Below are 17,115 nucleotides of genomic sequence, written 5' to 3'. Positions count from 1 at the left end.
GCACGCCGCCAGCGTTCATCCTGAGCCAGGATCAAACTCTCATGTTTAAAGTTGATTCTTGTCCAAGATTACTTAGCTTGGCTAATGTTATCTTAAACCGTCCCTCCAGAAACTTCATTTCTGTCGGTCGCGTTCGATTTGCTGATGTCCGCAAGCGGCCGTCATCAAATCTTCATTCGCGCATTTACTTGGTTTTTGTTCTGAATTTTCTCAAATCCTAAGGTCTAAACCAAACCTTTTGAATTGTTAGAATTTTCAGGGTTTTACATACTGTTTAATCTTCAATTTTCAAGGATCTTTGCTGTTGTGTGACTCTTCGTCCGCAACGGTTATTTATTATAACCGATTGTTTTTCATTTGTCAACAACTTTTTTTATTTATTTTTTCGTTTTTTTCAAACGATCTTGCACTCTCTCAGGCGCGAGATATATAATACCAAATATATCTTCATATGTCAACAACTTTTTTAAGATTTTTTGTTTTATTTTTTCTCAGCAGGATTTTTTCCGATTTGTGTGATTAAAAGCGAATATTTAGACAATTTCAGGCTTCCGAAGAAGCCTGAAACTCATCTATGCCGAAAACATTTACATAAGATATTTCTTTATATATCTTCCTGTATATGATACCGGGCTTTCTGATACTTCTTCCGGCGTTCCCTTTGCGATCACCGTACCGCCCTTGTCTCCGCCTTCGGGTCCTATATCAATAATATAATCAGCTGTCTTGATCACATCCAGATTATGTTCAATCACTACTACTGTATTTCCACCATCAGATAAGCGCCGGAGAATCTCAATCAGTTTATGAACATCGGCAAAGTGAAGCCCTGTGGTGGGCTCATCCAAAATATAGATGGTCCTTCCCGTTCCGCGCTTGGAAAGCTCCGTCGCCAGCTTGATTCTCTGGGCTTCTCCGCCAGAAAGTTCTGTAGAGGGCTGTCCCAAACGGATATATCCAAGCCCTACATCATAAAGGGTCTGAATCTTTCTGGTAATAGAAGGTACATTTTCAAAGAACGTCAGAGCATCCTCCACCGTCATATTTAACACATCATAAATGTTCTTCCCCTTATACTTCACCTCCAGAGTCTCCCTGTTATACCTCTTTCCGCCGCAGACCTCACATGGCACATATACATCCGGAAGAAAATGCATCTCAATCTTGATGATCCCGTCGCCGGAGCAGGCCTCACAGCGTCCGCCCTTTACGTTAAAGCTAAAACGTCCCTTGCTGTATCCCCTGGCTTTGGCGTCACTGGTAGAGGCAAACAGATCGCGGATCAAATCAAATACTCCTGTGTAGGTGGCCGGATTAGATCTGGGAGTGCGTCCAATTGGAGACTGGTCAATGGCAATAACCTTGTCCAGCTGTTCCGTGCCTTCTATACACTTATGCTTTCCCGGTATGGTTCTCGCCCGGTTCAGCTTTTTCGCCAGGGCTTTATACAGAATCTCATTTACAAGAGAACTCTTTCCTGATCCGGATACACCTGTAACGCAGGTCATCACTCCCAGCGGGAAGGATACATCAATATTTTTCAGATTGTTCTCCGCCGCCTTTCGTACTGTAATCCAGCCAGCAGGGGGCCGACGCTTTTCCGGCACAGGAATGCGGATGCGGCCGCTTAAGTAGGCCCCTGTAATAGAATCCGGGTTTGCCATAATTTCTTCTGCCGTACCTACCGCTACGATCTGCCCTCCATGTTCACCGGCCCTGGGGCCAATATCTACAATACAATCCGCCGCCCGCATGGTATCCTCATCATGCTCCACTACCAGGACACTGTTGCCAAGATCCCGCAGGTGAAAAAGGGTCTTTAAGAGCTTGTCATTGTCCCTCTGGTGAAGGCCGATGCTTGGCTCATCCAGAATGTATGCCACGCCCACCAGACCGGAACCGATCTGCGTTGCCAGACGGATGCGCTGGGCCTCTCCGCCAGATAAGGTGCCCGTAGCCCGCGAAAGAGACAGATAATCCAGTCCCACATCAATGAGAAAGCTGATCCTGGCACGAATCTCCTTTAAAATAGACTCTCCGATGGTCTGCTGCATAGGGGTCAGCTTCAGCTCATCCATAAACTCCTTAAACTTCACAATGGACATATTAGTGGCTTCATAGATGTTCCTATCCCCCACCGTTACCGCCAGAGATTCCTTTTTCAGTCTCTGTCCGCGGCAGACCGGACAGGGCGTAATGCGCATATACGTCTCATATTCTGCCTTGGAGGCCTCAGAAAAGGTTTCCTTGTAACGGCGGCTGACATTTTCAATCAGCCCCTCAAAGGCCACATCATAGACGCCTTCGCCTCTCTGGCTTTTATAGCGCACCTTTACCTCATGCCCTCCGGTGCCGTACAGCAGGATATCATGGATTTCCTTGGGATATGCCTCAAAGGGGGTATCCAGATCAAAGTGGTACTCTTTTGCCAAAGCGTCCAGGATCGCCCGGGTAAAGCTCCCCTTATCCGTACAGGACTGCCAGCCTAAAACTACGATAGCGCCCTGGTTAATCGAAAGAGACGGATCTGGAATCATCAGGTTTTCATCAAACTCCATCTTATAGCCCAGTCCAAAACACTCCGGACAGGCTCCGAAGGGATTGTTAAAGGAAAAACTCCTCGGCTCTACCTCATCGATACTGATATTGCAGTCCGGACAGGAAAAGCTCTGGCTGAAATTAACTGGCTCCCCTCCGATCACATCTACCGTCATCAGGCCGCCGCTTAAGGCCATAACCGTCTCAATGGAGTCTGTCAGACGATTTTCAATCCCTTCTTTCACTACCAGACGGTCTACCACGATCTCTATATTGTGTTTGATATTCTTTTCAAGATGAATCTCCTCAGAAAGCTCATAGAGATTTCCATCAATCCGTACACGCATATAACCGCTTTTTCTGGCCTGCTCCAGAACCTTTACATGCTCTCCCTTCCGTCCCCGGACCACAGGCGCTAACAGCTGCAGCCTTGTACGCTCCGGCATAGCCATAATCTGGTCTACCATCTGATCAATGGTCTGCTTGTGAATCTCCCTTCCGCACTTCGGACAATGGGGGATTCCCACTCTGGCATAAAGAAGCCTCATATAATCATAAATCTCTGTCACCGTACCCACCGTGGAGCGCGGATTACGGTTCGTGGATTTCTGATCAATGGAAATGGCCGGAGACAGGCCTTCAATGCTTTCTACATCCGGCTTTTCCATCTGTCCTAAAAACTGACGGGCATAGGAGGACAGGGATTCCATATAGCGTCTCTGTCCCTCTGCATAAATCGTGTCAAACGCCAGTGAAGATTTTCCAGAGCCCGAAAGGCCCGTCAAAACCACCAGCTCATCTCTGGGAATATCCACGGAAACATGCTTCAGATTATGTTCGCCGGCTCCCCGGATCTTAATGTATTGCTTTGCCATGGCGTAAACTCCTAAAATCATTTGATGCAATCAGTATATCACATCAAAGCCTGTTTTTCAAACATTTGTTCGATATTACAAAAAAGGAAATTCCTATCTGCACAGACATTCCCTTCCTTTAAAAACCTCGCACATAATTCCGGCTCCCAGACGAAATCCGTCACAGAAGGTCTGGCTTTTTTCTATATAAGTCAGCTCCAGATAATGCTCTAACAGCGCATCAAAACTCTTTCGGCTTTCATCGTCCAGCTTTTTTGAAAATTCCTCGATTTCCTGAACTGACTGTCTGCACAGCCGGTCATACTCCTCATTTCCCTGAATCACGTTTTCTGCCGGAGTTAAATCTCCCGCATACAGCTGCTCCAAAATACTGCTCATCTGTCTTACCTGCCTTTCTTAATTTAGTACATATGTTCGGGTGTTTCATCATAACACAGCCCCGGAGCAAATGCAATCGAACAAAACCTTACGATTGCACCCGTCCGGGGCTGTAATCTTTCTTTTATTCTTCCTCTTTCAAGGTATTTTCCCCATCTGTGCTCTGTTTTTCAAAAATCTCCATAAACTCTTCCCCGGTGATCGTCTCCTTATCCAGAAGATAAGCCGCAATCTCATGGAGCTTTGTCTCGTTTTCCTTTAAAATGTGAATTGCCTTTTCATGCTGCTCCCGGACGATCTGAACTACCTTTTCATCAATCCGTTTGGCTGTTTCCGGAGAGCACATCAGAGAGGTATCTCCTCCCAGATACTGATTATTCACCGTTTCCATGGCAACCATGTCAAATTCATCCGTCATGCCATATCGCGTTACCATGGCTCTTGCGATCTTGGTTGCCTGCTCGATATCATTGGAGGCTCCTGTGGTAATAGAATGGAAAATAACTTCCTCTGCCGCCCGTCCGCCTGTAAAGGTGGCAATCTTATTTAACGCCTCATCCCGGCTCATCAGATACCGTTCGCCCTGATCAACCTGCATGGTATATCCAAGGGCTCCTGAAGTTCTTGGAATTATGGTAATCTTCTGAACGGGAGCGCTGTGGGTCTGACAGGCCGCTACCAGAGCGTGTCCCACCTCATGGTACGCCACGATCCGGCGCTCATCCGGCGGAATCACCGCGTTTTTCTTCTGGTAGCCTGCAATGACGGTTTCCACACTTTCCTGAAGATCCTCCTGGCACACCGCCTTTCTTCCAAAGCGCACCGCCCGCAGCGCAGCCTCATTGACAATATTTGCAAGTTCTGCGCCGCTGGCTCCTGCCGTAGCCCTGGCAATGGCATTATAATCTACATCATCGGACATCTTAACCTTCTGTCCGTGTACCTTTAAAATTGCCTCTCTTCCCTTTAAATCAGGCAGCTCTACCGGTACCCGGCGGTCAAACCGTCCCGGACGCAGCAGGGCCGGATCCAGGGATTCCGGACGGTTGGTTGCCGCGAGGATTACCACGCCCTTCTTTCCGTCAAAGCCGTCCATCTCTGTCAGAAGCTGATTTAAGGTCTGCTCTCTCTCATCATTTCCGCTCATACCGCCGCCGTCGCGCTTCTTTCCGATGGTATCGATCTCATCAATAAACACAATACAGGGAGCCTTTTCATTGGCCTGCTTAAAGAGATCTCTCACCTTGGCAGCGCCCATACCCACAAACATCTCTACAAATTCTGAACCGGAAATGGAAAAAAACGGAACATGGGCTTCGCCTGCCACAGCCTTTGCAAGAAGGGTTTTTCCCGTTCCGGGAGGGCCTACCAAAAGAGCGCCCTTTGGCAGATTGGCTCCGATATCCGCATATTTTTCCGGATTGTGAAGGAAATCTACAATCTCCTTTAAAGCGTCCTTGGCCTCTTCCTCTCCAGCCACGTCACGAAACGTAACGCCGGTTTCATTTTCCCCGTAAATCTTTGCATTGGACTTGCCAAAGGTCATGGCGTTTCCGCCGCCCATGCGCTTTGCCATCATCCGCGCCATAATCTGTCCGATGACTACAAACATCAGGATTGGGAAAATCCATGTCATCAGAAAATTAACCAGGGGGGATTCCTTGTGCGGGATCTGTTTGGTATAAACCTCCACCCCTGCCGCTGAAAGCTTGGCCTCCAGTTCATCTTCCGTAACCATATTTCCTGTCTTGTAGGTTATGGCAGACCACTGGGGTCTGGCTCCCTCCTCCGGCTTTAACGAATAAACAATCTCTGTATTGTCACTGCTTACATATGCCTCTTTGATATTTCCCGCATCCAGCTGAGCCGTAAACTCACTGAACGGCACCTCCATGGAGCGTTCCATCATAGACGGGAATACAAGTGCATTTAAAACCATCACGACCAGAAGGACGATGATGTAATAATAGAGAAACGGCTTTTTATTTCCGTCATCGCTGTTTTTTATACCCATACAGTTTCTTCCTTTCCCAGACCGGCTGCGCATATTTTACCACCGCCGCTGTATATAGCTAAGATAATACCAATTTTACCTTTTATCAATAGACTTTATCAAATATTCTCATAATTTATTGGAATTTAATCAAAAAATCCCGCAGCTGGCACATACAGCGCCGAAGCCGCAGGATTCCCTGTTTTATAATACCTTGCTTAAAAAACTCTTTAAACGCTCATTTTTAGGATTTGTGAAAAATTCCTCAGGAGCTGCCTCCTCCATAATATAACCGCCGTCCATAAACAGAACGCGGGTAGCTACCTCTCTGGCAAAGCCCATCTCATGGGTAACGACCACCATCGTCATCTTCTCTTCTGCCAGATCGCGCATAACGTTTAATACTTCTCCTACCATCTCCGGATCAAGGGCTGAGGTAGGCTCATCAAAGAGCATCACATCCGGCTTCATGCAGAGAGCTCTCACAATAGCGATTCGCTGCTTCTGTCCTCCGGAAAGCTGGCTGGGATAAGCATGGGCACGGTCTGCCAGCCCCACGCGCTCTAACAGCCGCATGGCCTCTTTTTCTGCCTCCTCCTGGCTGATTCCCTGAAGCTTTACAGGGCCGATGGTAAGATTTTTCATAATGTCCATATGAGGGAACAGATTAAACTGCTGGAATACCATTCCCATCTTCTGGCGATGCTTATCAATGTTTGTCTTTGGATCTGTGATATCGGTTCCCTCAAAGAAAATATGGCCTCTGGTGGGCTCCTCCAGACGGTTTAAGCACCGAAGGAAAGTACTCTTTCCGGATCCGGAAGGTCCGATCACGAAAACCACATCGCCTTTATTGATATCTACACTGATATCCTTTAATACATCTACGGCTCCAAAGCTTTTCCCAAGACCCTGAACATGGATCAGCGCTTCTTCTTTCTTATTACCGCTCATTCTGACGCAGCCTCCTTTCCAGAATCTGGATCAGTTTTGTAAAGATCAATACAATCGTAAGATATACCAGCGCCACTGCGATCAAGGGCATAAATGCGCTGTAGGTCCTGCTTCGTATAATATCGCCGCCCTTGGTAAGATCCTGAATGGCAATATAACCCGAAACAGAGGTTTCCTTTAAAAGAGAAATAAACTCATTACACAGGGTAGGAAGCACAACCTTAAATGCCTGAGGCATAATGATGTAGCGCATGGTCTGAAAATAGTTAAAGCCAAGGCTTCGTCCTGCTTCCATCTGTCCCGGATCGATCGACATGATACCGCTTCGGAAGATTTCAGCTACATAAGCGCCGGAATTGATTCCAAAAGCCATAATCGCCACGATCACCTTGTCGATGCGTGCGCTGCCGAATACAACAAAATAGATGATCAGCAGCTGTACTACAACCGGCGTTCCGCGGATTACGGTCAGATAAATCTGACAGATCACATTGAGGAATTTAAGTTTTCCCGTTTTATCATGAGTGGAGCGGATCATTCCCACAATAAAGCCCAGCACAATACCCATAAGGCAGGCAAAGCAGGTGATGATCAGAGTTGTCTGCAGACCATCTGTAATATAACGCCACCGATCCTCAGATATAAAATTTAAATAAAATGCATTTGTAAAATTTTCCCACATTCCACTTTTCCCTTTCTTTTATGAATGTGTAAGCCAGAACAGTTCCTTCGTTCCGGAATCTGTCTCACCTCTGCTTGCTGCTCTGTGACGGGACGCAGGCAGACAGCCGCCCGCAGCAGATTTCAGACAGGCTCCGGAAAAGACCCGGCCCGCACCTGGCGGACCGGATATTGGCTGATTCTTATTCTGCTGTGATGTATTTTGCTACGATCTCATCCAGAGTCCCCTCGGACTCTAACTCAGAAAGTGCGCCGTTGATCTTGTCAAGGAGTTCTGTATTTCCCTTCTTAACAGCAATCGCATATTCCTCCTCTGTAAAGGCCTCATCTAACATCTTGATGCCCTCAGTCTCAGCTACGAACGTCTTTGCCGGCTCGCCATCGATCACAACTGCATCGATCTTGCCCTGGCTTAATGCCTGAACAGCCTCAAAACCCTTGTTGTAACGCTCTACGGTCGTTCCCTCTGCCTCCAGATCGGAAACATAGATATCGCCGGTGGTTCCCAGCTGAACGCCTACTACAACACCCTTTAAGTCATCCGGGCCTGCAATCGCGCTGTCTTCTTTTACGATGATCATCTGGGATGCCTTTGCGTAAGTATCAGAAAAATCTACAGACACTTTTCTGTCCTCAGTTACGGTCATGCCAGCCAGACCCATATCGGCCTTTCCGGAAGTAATTTCAGGAATAACGGAATCAAATGCTACATCCTCGATCTCTAACTCCATGCCCATCTTATCTGCAATGGCTTTTGCAATCTCTACGTCAATGCCAACGATCTCGCCGCCGTCATGGTACTCATAAGGCGGGAACTCTGCGTTGGTTGCCATTACCAGAACACCGCCTGCTGCTTCGGTCTCTTCCTTAGCCGCTGTGGTCTCTTCTGCCTTTGGGTCCTCTGCCTTGGTATCCTCTGCTTTTGCCTCTGTCTTAGCTGCTGTGGTCTCTGCAGCAGAACCGCCGCAGGCAGTTAATGATGCTGCCATTAAAGCTGCTGTAAATGCAAGTACATATTTTTTCATAATGCTCTCTCCTCTTTCTGCTTTGCTTAATCATGCATATGTATGCATAAATATAAATTCAGTAACGTTTTATATTATAGACACTTTTTTCATTTTCGCAAGAGGTAATTTTTGATTCACCTCATTTTGTCCGGTTTTTACTGTAAAACATTGCTTCGGGCCGCCTGAATCAGATGCTTTGCCAGTACTGCAGTGGTTACAGCTCCTACGCCTCCCGGCACTGGTGTAAGGAGAAGGTTCCGGCTCTCCATGGATGCCTGATCCACATCACCGCAGAGTTTTCCGTTTTCGTCCACATTAATGCCCACATCAATCACCACCGCGCCATCTGATACCCAGCTTTCTTCCACCATTCCCGCCTTTCCTGCCGCAGCTACTAAGATCTCAGCCTGCCGGCAGATTTCAGGAAGCTCTTTGGTGCGCGTATGGCAGATCGTCACGGTAGCGTTTTCCTTAAGGAGCAGCATGGACAGCGGTTTTCCTATTACCATGCTCCGTCCGATCACTGCCGCACGCTTTCCTTCTATAGAAATGTTATTTGCTTTCAGTATCTCGATCACCGCCTCTGCAGTACAGGGTGCAAAGCCGGAAGGATCTCCTGAAAACACCTTTGCAATGTTTACCGGTGAAATACCATCCAGATCCTTTCCAGGATCGATCATGGCTTCAATCTCCTTCTCCTTTATCTGCTCCGGAAGCGGGCGCAGAAGCAAAATGCCCGTAACATCCGGATCCTTATTGATCTTCTGAAAGGCTTCTTTAAACTCTTCGTCTGAAATATCCTTCGGAAATACAAAGGTCTGCACCCTCAGCCCAAAGGCTTCCATCTTTTTTACAGCACTTCTTTCATAGGACATATCGTCCGGTTTTTCTCCTACCCGGATAATGGCAAGCTTGGGAACCGATCCCTGAAGCTGTTTTATTTCCTCCGCAGCCCACTCTCTGATGGCAGCAGAAACAGGAGCGCCCTTTAACAATTCCATTTTCATTTCCTCCTCATGTTTAATGGTTCTGTGTCATCAGCCCTGAAGCTGCTTTACTATTTTTTCATAGATCCGATCCGCAGCGTCTGTCCCTTCTTTTGTAAGACGCTTCGCTTCACGGTTCAGTTCTTCTGCCCTTTTACGATCCTTCATGGAACGGGTATTGATATACACGTTCATCACAGCCCCTAAAATGGCAGTACGGGCAAACTGAACGCCTACGCCCACATCACTGACCGCCATAACGCTTCCCTTCTCTGCCAGTTCCTTTAAAATCCCCAGCATTTCTGCTGCCTTTTCCATGATTTCCAGAGGAACATAGCTGGCCTGTACAAGCCGTTCCTCCATTACCTTTTCCTTATATGCCTTTTCTTCCTCCGTTGATGAGGGGAGGCGGTAACATTCTGCCAGAGGGGCAAACACCTCTGCATCCTTATCTGCCAGCATCAGAAATTCCTGCTGAAGACGTTTCAGCTCTCTTTCATAGTTCAGCATATCCTGCTCTGCCTGCGCATACCTCTTCTTTCCCAGGGTCAGGTGTACCACCATCTGTCCCAGGCTGTCTCCCAGTGCGCCTGCAAGAGCAGAGGCTCCTCCGCCGCCCGGTACGGGGGCTTTGGATGATAATAATTCCAGATAATCTTTAATCTGTGCTTCTGCTGTCATGATCATATGCATCCTTTCTACTGTACTTTAATACCTTAATCCTGTCCCCCATCATACCACGACCTGCCTCTGTGCCACAAGGACTTTTATACTTGAGTTTCCGCATTTTGCAGTGCGCTCTGGCATCTGGTGTTCAGGACGACTTTGAAGGCCATAAGAAAACCGGAGCCCTGAACACCAGACGCCGGAGTGCGGTGTAAAGTGTGGAAACTCAAGCTTTTATAAAAGAGATTTCCTTAAAAAAGCCCTCTGCGCAGTGTATCCACAACAGCCTTGGCAGACCGCTCTGCAGCCGGCAGCGTGAATCCCCGTTCGTTGATATGCTCCAGATAATGTGCGTCTGAATTACTGATGATGCGGCAGTGCTCCAGATAAGGGTGTTCCCGTTTCAGAGAATGAAGCTTCTTCATATCCTTCAGTTCCACAGTCTGAAAGGAGCTGTCCGGAGGAATAAAGCCCAGATTGGCAATGAGGCTGTTGGAATTTTTATCAATATGGGCCGGAAACATGACACCCCCGTAGGAAGCCGCCTTTTCCCACAACCCCTCAAAAGACAAATTAACGGCATTGATAAGCAGACAGGATTCTTCCCCGTAGACAGAATCATTTTCATCATAAATCTGCTGTTTTCCAAAAATTTCCGGGCGATTTTTTACCTTAATGAGACGGCTGTACACAAAGCGGTCAAATTCCATCGCCTGATAAAGCTCCGGAAACAGACAGACTGCGTGGACTTCCTCTGAAGTTGTCAGTTCCATCCCCGGAATCCCGATGATCCCGTATTCCTTCGCCGCAGCCAGGAACGCAGGGCAGTTTTTACAGCTGTTGTGGTCTGTGAGAGCCACTGCATCCAGCCCTTTTAACGCTGCCATTCCCGCAATATTGGCCGGCGTCATATCATCATCCCCACAGGGCGATAAGCAGGAATGGATATGAAGATCATATGCCAGCTCTGTCATTTTAACAGCTCCTTTACAGCCAGGGCCGTCTCAAATACCGGTTCCTCTGTCCGCAGCACCGTGATCCCCTGAAGAGCAGCCTTCTTCACAGCAGCCTCATCCAGCATGGCGCCCTCTGCCAGAATCACACAGGCCGCATCCGCAAGAGCTGCCACTGCCAGCGTATTTAAGTTTCCCATTACCGTAACCCAGGCACAGCCTGCCGGAGCCCGTCCCATGGCAATGCTTAAAAGATCGCAGCAAAAGGGCTTTGTGATGCTCCGGTCTGTATCGTCCCCTATATTAATCTCCTGAAAAACATTTTTATCAATCAGTTCCTGTACGGTCATTCTTCCTCCCCCTCTTCCCGGCTGTCCAGAGAAGACATCTCATCCGAAATCCGCCGTATGCACTCTTTTAATGTATTTAAGGTATCCTGGCTGCTTTTATCCTTGCTGTGAAGATCGTCTGCCAGTATGGCTACCTCCTCAGAAAGCCTGTGGAGATTTTCTCTCAGATAATACACGCAGTCGGTCTCACTGGCCTCTCCCCGGACAATGTCCTCCGCCAGGGCCTTACAGGTAGGAGCTCCGCAGGAACCGCAGTCCAGTCCCGGAAATTTCTTCACAAGCCGCTCCGCCTGATTTAAACGCAGAAAGCTTTCCATCATATTATTTCCCAGATTAAATACGGGTTCAAACTGGATCTGCGTTGTCCATTTTACCGCATCCAGCTCACCATCCTCCATATGGTTTCTGGCAACAGGCATATATTTGCGCAGGCGCTTTAGCTTCACCTCTGCCACATAGGGATTTTCCACCGTAAGCACACCGCCCACACAGCCTCCGTTGCAGGCGTTCAGCTCCACAAATTTCAGATTGGTAAACTTCTGATCTTCCATATCCTCTAACACACGGATCACATTTTCAATACCGTCCGCTGCCAGATAATTTTCCGTAAACAGCCCGCTGGCTTCCCCGCCGCTGTGCCCCCAGCTGATGCCGATTTTTCCGGAAGTTCCAATAGCTGGATAATCCTCTCCCGCTACCGACTTCATGGCTGCTAACAGTCTGGGATACACATCCTTGATAGCAAGCACCTTGTCCACCTGGCTCTTTTCCGTACCAAGAGGCGCTCTCACATAGGTTACCTTGGAGGGGCAGGGAGAAATAAACATAATTCCTATCTTCTCTCTGGGAAGCCCCGTTTTCTCCATGGCCCTTCTGGCCGCCAGAATAGCCGCTACCTCTACCGGGGGATTTAAAGGAAGCAGGTGAGGAATCAGGGATGGAAAACGCACCCGGATCAGCCGCACCACAGAAGGACAGGCGGTACTGATCAAAGGAAGCTGTTCCTCATGATCGGATATGTACTGTCTGGTGGCTTCACTGACCAGCTCTGCCGCCGCGCTGACCTCGAATACATCATCAAAGCCCATACGAAGAAGGGCCTTTAACACAATATTAGAGTCATCCAGATTGTTGAACTGGCTGTACAGAGACGGCGCCGGAAGCGCCACCGTATATTCGTACTGATTCATCGTATCCAGCTTATCGTAGGTTGCGTGTTTTGCATGATGAGGGCAGACGCGGATGCACTCTCCGCAGTCTATGCAGAACTTTTTATTGATGCTTGCCTTTCCCCCTCGGACGCGGATGGCCTCTGTAGGACAGCGCTTAATGCAGTTAATGCAGCCTTTGCACAAAGAAGGGTCAAGCCGCACGGAATGATAGAATTTATCCATTCCTCCACCCCCTCAGATATATACTGTCATGGTGATCTTTGTTCCCTCTCCGATCCGGGTATCGATCTCCATCTGGTCTGAATATTTTTTCATATTGGGAAGCCCCATCCCCGCTCCAAAGCCCAGAGAACGGATCTCATCCGGAGCCGTGGAATATCCGGCCTGCATCGCCAGCTCCACATCCTTAATCCCCGGCCCTTTGTCATCCAGGATCATATCGATCTTTTCCGGAGTAATCTCTACTGTAATCTCCCCTCCGTCTGCATGGATTACCATATTGATCTCCCCCTCATACATGGCGATGGCCACCTTCCGGATGGCCTCCGGATTCACCCCCATCTGCTTGAGCTTGCGCTTTACATCGCTGCTGGCTTCCCCTGCCCGTGTAAAATCCTCTCCGGATATGGGATATTTTAAAATAATTGCTTCTTCCATAGAAAATCTTTCCTTCCTGAATTTCCATATATCGTCGTATCAGCGCAGCACTCTCTAGATTGCCCCGCTGTTAAGCCCTGCCTGATAAAGCATTCCGCAGGAAGAAAACATCCTGTGTCCGGTGGCAAGAACCACAAGATTCCTCTCCCTTGCCATCTCAAGCATACTTTCATCCGGCTTTTTTCCTCTCACAAATATAATGCACACAATATCAAGCATCTCTGCTGTACGGATCACCTGGGGATTGCACAATCCTGTCAGCAGTACGGAATGATCCTTTGAAAATGCCAGCACATCGCTCATCATATCAGAGCCGCAGGCAGACCTTACCTCCCTGTCCAGATGCTCCTCTCCGGCCAGCACCCTGGCGCCTAATACCTCTCTTACATCTCTCACTGTCATACGCGTTCTCTCCTACCTGTTTGGTTCTGTGTTTCCGGCTACTGTCAGCATATCATTTATCCCCAATTCTTTCAATAAATATGTCTCTGTTTTTGCACATTTTATCCGCAATTCCACACAAAGTTTTTGACACATTTTCCCAGAAATGTAGATTTTTTTGACTATATGTGTTAGAATATTAACACATTGCATAATTTACAACGACGAGGAGGTAAAAACGATGGCGTGCAAAAAACAGACGGTTCCCTTTCGAGGAACACCTGAGCAGGAGGCCGCGCTGAAAGCGGTAATTGCTGATCTTAAAAGCCAGCCGGGCGCTCTGATGCCGGTGATGCAGAAGGCTCAGGAAATTTATGGATATCTTCCCATTGAAGTGCAGACCATCATCTCAGACGAGATGGAGGTTCCGTTAGAAAAGGTTTACGGCGTAGCGACCTTTTATGCACAGTTTGCCTTACAGCCCAAGGGACAGTATAAAATTTCTGTCTGTCTGGGAACAGCCTGCTATGTGAAGGGTTCCGGGGAAATCTTTCACAAGCTGGAGGAAATTTTAGGGATTACCAACGGTGAGTGTACACCGGACGGCAAATTCTCACTGGATTCCTGCCGCTGTGTAGGCGCCTGCGGACTGGCTCCTGTTATGATGATCAACGGAGAAGTTTACGGCCGTCTTACCCCCGACGACATTCCGGGCATTTTAGCCAAGTATAACTAGCCTATGATGCCGGAAATTTCCTTAAATATACTGGATGTAGCAGAAAATTCCACACGGGCAGGCGCCTCTCTTGTGACTATAAACGTCACAGCAGATACAGACGCCGACCGTCTGACCATACAGATCGGGGATAATGGCTGCGGCATGAGCGAAGAACAGCTTTCCCATGTAACAGACCCCTTTTACACCACCCGCACAACGCGGAAGGTAGGACTGGGCGTTCCTTTTTTTAAAATGGCTGCCGAAAGCGCCGGAGGGAGCTTTTCCATCCATTCCCAGATTGAAAAAGGCACAGAGGTGACTGCCGAATTTGGCTTATCCCACATTGACCGTATGCCTCTGGGGGATATAAACAGCACCATCCACAACCTGATCGTGTACCATCCGGACACGGATTTTTGCTATACATATACATACAACGGAGCTTCCTTTACCCTTGATACCAGGCAGATGAAGGAGATCCTTGGCGGTATTCCATTAAATACGCCGGAAGTATCCGCCTATATTTTGGAATTTCTGAATGAAAATCAGAAGGAAACCGACGGCGGCGCATCGCTGTGACCGCTGCCCCTTAGACAGAAGGAGGTTTATAACCCATGAAAACTCTTGCTGAATTACAGGCCATCCGCGAACGGATGCAGAGCCAGGTAAACCTGCGCGCGGAAGACCATAACCATACCCGCGTAGTAGTAGGCATGGCCACCTGCGGAATCGCCGCAGGTGCCAGACCTGTTCTCAATACCTTTGCCCAGGAGATCCAGTCCAGAGGCCTTACAGACCGCATCAGCGTAACTCAGACCGGCTGCATCGGGCTGTGCCAGTATGAACCCATTGTTGAGATCATGGAACCCGGCAAGGACAAAATTACATATGTAAAAATGAACCCTGACAAGGCCTTAGAGGTGATCGAGCGCCATCTGGTCGGCGGACACCCGGTTGAGAAATATACCATGGGCGCTGCAGGATTAAAATAAAGGAGGGACTATCTATGTATCGTTCACATGTGCTTGTCTGCGGCGGTACCGGATGTACCTCTTCCGGAAGCCCCCAGATCATGGATACATTAAAAAATGAATTAAAACGCCAGGGACTGGAGGAGGAAGTAGCGGTTGTAGAAACCGGCTGCCACGGCCTCTGTGCCCTGGGCCCGATTATGATCGTTTACCCGGATGCTACCTTTTATTCAATGGTACAGCCCGGAGACATCCCTGAGATCGTATCCGAACATCTCTTAAAGGGTCGTGTAGTAACCCGTCTTCTCTATCAGGAGACCGTAAGCCCCACTGGAGGCATCAAGGCCTTAAGCGACACAGACTTTTATAAGAAGCAGCACCGTATCGCCCTTCGCAACTGCGGTGTTATTGACCCTGAAAATATCGAAGAATACATCGGAACCGGCGGCTATCAGGCTCTGGGAAAGGTTCTTACGGAAATGACCCCGGAGGATGTGATCCAGACCCTTTTAGACGCAGGCCTGAGAGGCCGCGGAGGCGCAGGCTTCCCCACCGGCTTAAAATGGAAGCTCTGCCGTCAGAACGACGCAGACCAGAAGTATGTCTGCTGTAATGCAGACGAGGGCGATCCCGGCGCATTTATGGACCGTTCCGTGCTGGAGGGCGATCCCCATGCAGTGCTGGAGGCCATGGCCATCGCCGGCTATGCCATCGGTGCAAACCAGGGCTATATCTACGTCCGTGCCGAATACCCCATCGCGGTAGAACGCCTGCAGATTGCCATCAAGCAGGCCCGCGACATGGAACTTTTAGGCAAAAACATTTTCGGAACCGGCTTTGATTTTGATATTGACCTCCGTCTGGGCGCAGGCGCTTTCGTCTGCGGCGAGGAAACGGCTCTTATGACCTCCATTGAGGGAAAGCGCGGTGAGCCAAGGCCCCGTCCTCCATTCCCGGCGCAGAAGGGCTTATTCGGAAAGCCAAGCATCTTAAATAACGTAGAAACCTACGCCAATATCCCTCAGATCATCTTAAACGGTCCAGAATGGTTTGCTTCCATGGGTACGGAAAAGTCCAAGGGCACCAAGGTATTTGCCCTGGGAGGCAAGATCAACAACACCGGTCTGGTAGAGGTTCCCATGGGAACCACCCTAAGGACCGTAATCGAGGAAATCGGCGGCGGCATCCCCGGCGGAAAGAAGTTCAAGGCCGCACAGACCGGAGGACCTTCCGGCGGCTGTATCCCGGCTGAACACTTTGATATCCCCATTGACTATGACAACCTGATTGCCATAGGTTCCATGATGGGCTCCGGCGGTCTGATCGTTATGGATGAGGATGACTGTATGGTAGACATTGCCAAATTCTTCCTTGAATTTACTGTGGAGGAATCCTGCGGCAAGTGTACTGCCTGCCGTATCGGCACCAAACGTATGCTTGAAATCCTCACAAAGATCACCAAGGGACAGGCCGATATGGCTGACCTGGATAAGCTGGAAGAACTCTGCTACTATGTAAAGAACAATTCCCTCTGCGGCCTGGGACAGACAGCCCCCAATCCGGTGCTGTCCACCCTGCGCTATTTCCGCGACGAGTACGAGGCCCATATCAAGGAGAAGCGCTGTCCTGCCGGCGTCTGCAAGGCGCTCTTATCCTACAACATTGACCGTGACAAGTGCCGCGGCTGTACTCTGTGCGCCCGCACCTGTCCTGCCGGAGCAATCATCGGCTCTGTAAAGAATCCGCACATTATTGATCAGAACAAGTGCATCAAGTGCGGTGCCTGCATGGAGAAATGTAAGTTCGGCGCAATCTACAAAAAATAAAAGGGAGGG

Annotated in this window: 17 protein-coding genes; 4 read left to right on the top strand and 13 right to left on the bottom strand. The window is 48.8% G+C overall.

Going from position 1 to position 17,115, the window contains the following annotated elements; all coding sequences use genetic code 11:
• Positions 1-587: 587 nt before the first annotated feature.
• The 13 genes from uvrA to ACZM6M_RS14165 form a co-directional block, all read right to left on the bottom strand.
• Positions 588-3,413 carry an excinuclease ABC subunit UvrA gene (gene uvrA / locus ACZM6M_RS14225; protein ID WP_418497287.1) on the bottom strand — a complete coding sequence of 942 codons (2,826 nt, stop codon included), beginning with the start codon at positions 3,411-3,413 and terminating at the stop codon, positions 588-590.
• A 93-nt stretch (positions 3,414-3,506) separates the two neighbouring features.
• Positions 3,507-3,791, bottom strand: coding sequence for a DUF6809 family protein (locus ACZM6M_RS14220; protein WP_066544066.1), 285 nt, complete (start codon positions 3,789-3,791; stop codon positions 3,507-3,509).
• A gap of 124 nt (positions 3,792-3,915) precedes the next feature.
• A complete protein-coding gene (gene ftsH, locus ACZM6M_RS14215; RefSeq protein WP_489490512.1) occupies positions 3,916-5,805 on the bottom strand; it encodes an ATP-dependent zinc metalloprotease FtsH in 1,890 nt (629 codons plus the stop codon).
• 183 nt (positions 5,806-5,988) lie between these two features.
• Positions 5,989-6,738: an amino acid ABC transporter ATP-binding protein gene (locus tag ACZM6M_RS14210; protein ID WP_066544067.1), complete on the bottom strand. Its 750-nt coding sequence runs from the start codon at positions 6,736-6,738 to the stop codon at positions 5,989-5,991.
• Complete coding sequence (locus ACZM6M_RS14205) at positions 6,728-7,420, bottom strand: amino acid ABC transporter permease (protein ID WP_066544068.1); 693 nt, start codon at positions 7,418-7,420, stop codon at positions 6,728-6,730. The genes ACZM6M_RS14210 and ACZM6M_RS14205 overlap by 11 nt, the downstream gene beginning before the upstream one ends.
• Before the next feature lie 181 nt (positions 7,421-7,601).
• A complete protein-coding gene (locus tag ACZM6M_RS14200) occupies positions 7,602-8,444 on the bottom strand; it encodes a basic amino acid ABC transporter substrate-binding protein (RefSeq protein ID WP_066544077.1) in 843 nt (280 codons plus the stop codon).
• A 137-nt stretch (positions 8,445-8,581) separates the two neighbouring features.
• Positions 8,582-9,427: a bifunctional 5,10-methylenetetrahydrofolate dehydrogenase/5,10-methenyltetrahydrofolate cyclohydrolase gene (locus ACZM6M_RS14195; protein ID WP_418497291.1), complete on the bottom strand. Its 846-nt coding sequence runs from the start codon at positions 9,425-9,427 to the stop codon at positions 8,582-8,584.
• Between the two features lie 36 nt (positions 9,428-9,463).
• A complete protein-coding gene (locus ACZM6M_RS14190) occupies positions 9,464-10,093 on the bottom strand; it encodes a cyclodeaminase/cyclohydrolase family protein (RefSeq protein WP_337434576.1) in 630 nt (209 codons plus the stop codon).
• Positions 10,094-10,329: 236 nt separating this feature from the next.
• Positions 10,330-11,052, bottom strand: a complete 723-nt coding sequence (locus ACZM6M_RS14185) for a PHP domain-containing protein (RefSeq protein ID WP_337434575.1) — start codon at positions 11,050-11,052, stop codon at positions 10,330-10,332.
• Positions 11,049-11,381 carry a hypothetical protein gene (locus tag ACZM6M_RS14180; protein ID WP_066544087.1) on the bottom strand — a complete coding sequence of 111 codons (333 nt, stop codon included), beginning with the start codon at positions 11,379-11,381 and terminating at the stop codon, positions 11,049-11,051. Before ACZM6M_RS14180 ends, ACZM6M_RS14185 begins: the two co-directional genes overlap by 4 nt.
• Positions 11,378-12,775, bottom strand: a complete 1,398-nt coding sequence (locus tag ACZM6M_RS14175) for a [Fe-Fe] hydrogenase large subunit C-terminal domain-containing protein (RefSeq protein ID WP_066544089.1) — start codon at positions 12,773-12,775, stop codon at positions 11,378-11,380. Before ACZM6M_RS14175 ends, ACZM6M_RS14180 begins: the two co-directional genes overlap by 4 nt.
• 12 nt (positions 12,776-12,787) lie before the next feature.
• On the bottom strand, positions 12,788-13,210 hold the full coding sequence (locus ACZM6M_RS14170; RefSeq protein ID WP_066544092.1) for an ATP-binding protein: 423 nt from the start codon (positions 13,208-13,210) through the stop codon (positions 12,788-12,790).
• Between the two features lie 54 nt (positions 13,211-13,264).
• On the bottom strand, positions 13,265-13,612 hold the full coding sequence (locus tag ACZM6M_RS14165; RefSeq protein WP_337434574.1) for a DRTGG domain-containing protein: 348 nt from the start codon (positions 13,610-13,612) through the stop codon (positions 13,265-13,267).
• Positions 13,613-13,832: 220 nt separating this feature from the next.
• On the opposite strand from ACZM6M_RS14165, the gene ACZM6M_RS14160 reads away from it, so the two are divergent.
• From ACZM6M_RS14160 to nuoF, 4 genes are read left to right on the top strand one after another with little or no spacing between them, the layout of a single operon-like run.
• On the top strand, positions 13,833-14,327 hold the full coding sequence (locus ACZM6M_RS14160) for an NADH-quinone oxidoreductase subunit NuoE family protein (RefSeq protein ID WP_066544096.1): 495 nt from the start codon (positions 13,833-13,835) through the stop codon (positions 14,325-14,327).
• A 3-nt stretch (positions 14,328-14,330) separates the two neighbouring features.
• Positions 14,331-14,888: an ATP-binding protein gene (locus tag ACZM6M_RS14155; RefSeq protein WP_418926373.1), complete on the top strand. Its 558-nt coding sequence runs from the start codon at positions 14,331-14,333 to the stop codon at positions 14,886-14,888.
• Between the two features lie 35 nt (positions 14,889-14,923).
• Positions 14,924-15,301, top strand: coding sequence for a (2Fe-2S) ferredoxin domain-containing protein (locus ACZM6M_RS14150; RefSeq protein WP_066544103.1), 378 nt, complete (start codon positions 14,924-14,926; stop codon positions 15,299-15,301).
• 14 nt (positions 15,302-15,315) lie between these two features.
• Complete coding sequence (gene nuoF / locus ACZM6M_RS14145) at positions 15,316-17,106, top strand: NADH-quinone oxidoreductase subunit NuoF (RefSeq protein ID WP_296038479.1); 1,791 nt, start codon at positions 15,316-15,318, stop codon at positions 17,104-17,106.
• The last annotated feature ends 9 nt before the right edge of the window (positions 17,107-17,115 follow it).

The organism is Enterocloster sp. (assembly GCF_057861365.1).
The sequence above is the reverse complement of the archived record's forward strand: the minus strand, read 5'-3'. Positions and strand labels throughout refer to the sequence as shown.

Bases quoted from the DNA above. Each gene is read 5' to 3' on its own strand.
- uvrA (WP_418497287.1), bottom strand. From the start codon at position 3,413: ATGGCAAAGCAATACATTAAGATCCGGGGAGCCGGCGAACATAATCTG.
- ACZM6M_RS14220 (WP_066544066.1), bottom strand. From the start codon at position 3,791: ATGAGCAGTATTTTGGAGCAGCTGTATGCGGGAGATTTAACTCCGGCA.
- ftsH (WP_489490512.1), bottom strand. From the start codon at position 5,805: ATGGGTATAAAAAACAGCGATGACGGAAATAAAAAGCCGTTTCTCTAT.
- ACZM6M_RS14210 (WP_066544067.1), bottom strand. From the start codon at position 6,738: ATGAGCGGTAATAAGAAAGAAGAAGCGCTGATCCATGTTCAGGGTCTT.
- ACZM6M_RS14205 (WP_066544068.1), bottom strand. From the start codon at position 7,420: ATGTGGGAAAATTTTACAAATGCATTTTATTTAAATTTTATATCTGAG.
- ACZM6M_RS14200 (WP_066544077.1), bottom strand. From the start codon at position 8,444: ATGAAAAAATATGTACTTGCATTTACAGCAGCTTTAATGGCAGCATCA.
- ACZM6M_RS14195 (WP_418497291.1), bottom strand. From the start codon at position 9,427: ATGGAATTGTTAAAGGGCGCTCCTGTTTCTGCTGCCATCAGAGAGTGG.
- ACZM6M_RS14190 (WP_337434576.1), bottom strand. From the start codon at position 10,093: ATGACAGCAGAAGCACAGATTAAAGATTATCTGGAATTATTATCATCC.
- ACZM6M_RS14185 (WP_337434575.1), bottom strand. From the start codon at position 11,052: ATGACAGAGCTGGCATATGATCTTCATATCCATTCCTGCTTATCGCCC.
- ACZM6M_RS14180 (WP_066544087.1), bottom strand. From the start codon at position 11,381: ATGACCGTACAGGAACTGATTGATAAAAATGTTTTTCAGGAGATTAAT.
- ACZM6M_RS14175 (WP_066544089.1), bottom strand. From the start codon at position 12,775: ATGGATAAATTCTATCATTCCGTGCGGCTTGACCCTTCTTTGTGCAAA.
- ACZM6M_RS14170 (WP_066544092.1), bottom strand. From the start codon at position 13,210: ATGGAAGAAGCAATTATTTTAAAATATCCCATATCCGGAGAGGATTTT.
- ACZM6M_RS14165 (WP_337434574.1), bottom strand. From the start codon at position 13,612: ATGACAGTGAGAGATGTAAGAGAGGTATTAGGCGCCAGGGTGCTGGCC.
- ACZM6M_RS14160 (WP_066544096.1), top strand. From the start codon at position 13,833: ATGGCGTGCAAAAAACAGACGGTTCCCTTTCGAGGAACACCTGAGCAG.
- ACZM6M_RS14155 (WP_418926373.1), top strand. From the start codon at position 14,331: ATGATGCCGGAAATTTCCTTAAATATACTGGATGTAGCAGAAAATTCC.
- ACZM6M_RS14150 (WP_066544103.1), top strand. From the start codon at position 14,924: ATGAAAACTCTTGCTGAATTACAGGCCATCCGCGAACGGATGCAGAGC.
- nuoF (WP_296038479.1), top strand. From the start codon at position 15,316: ATGTATCGTTCACATGTGCTTGTCTGCGGCGGTACCGGATGTACCTCT.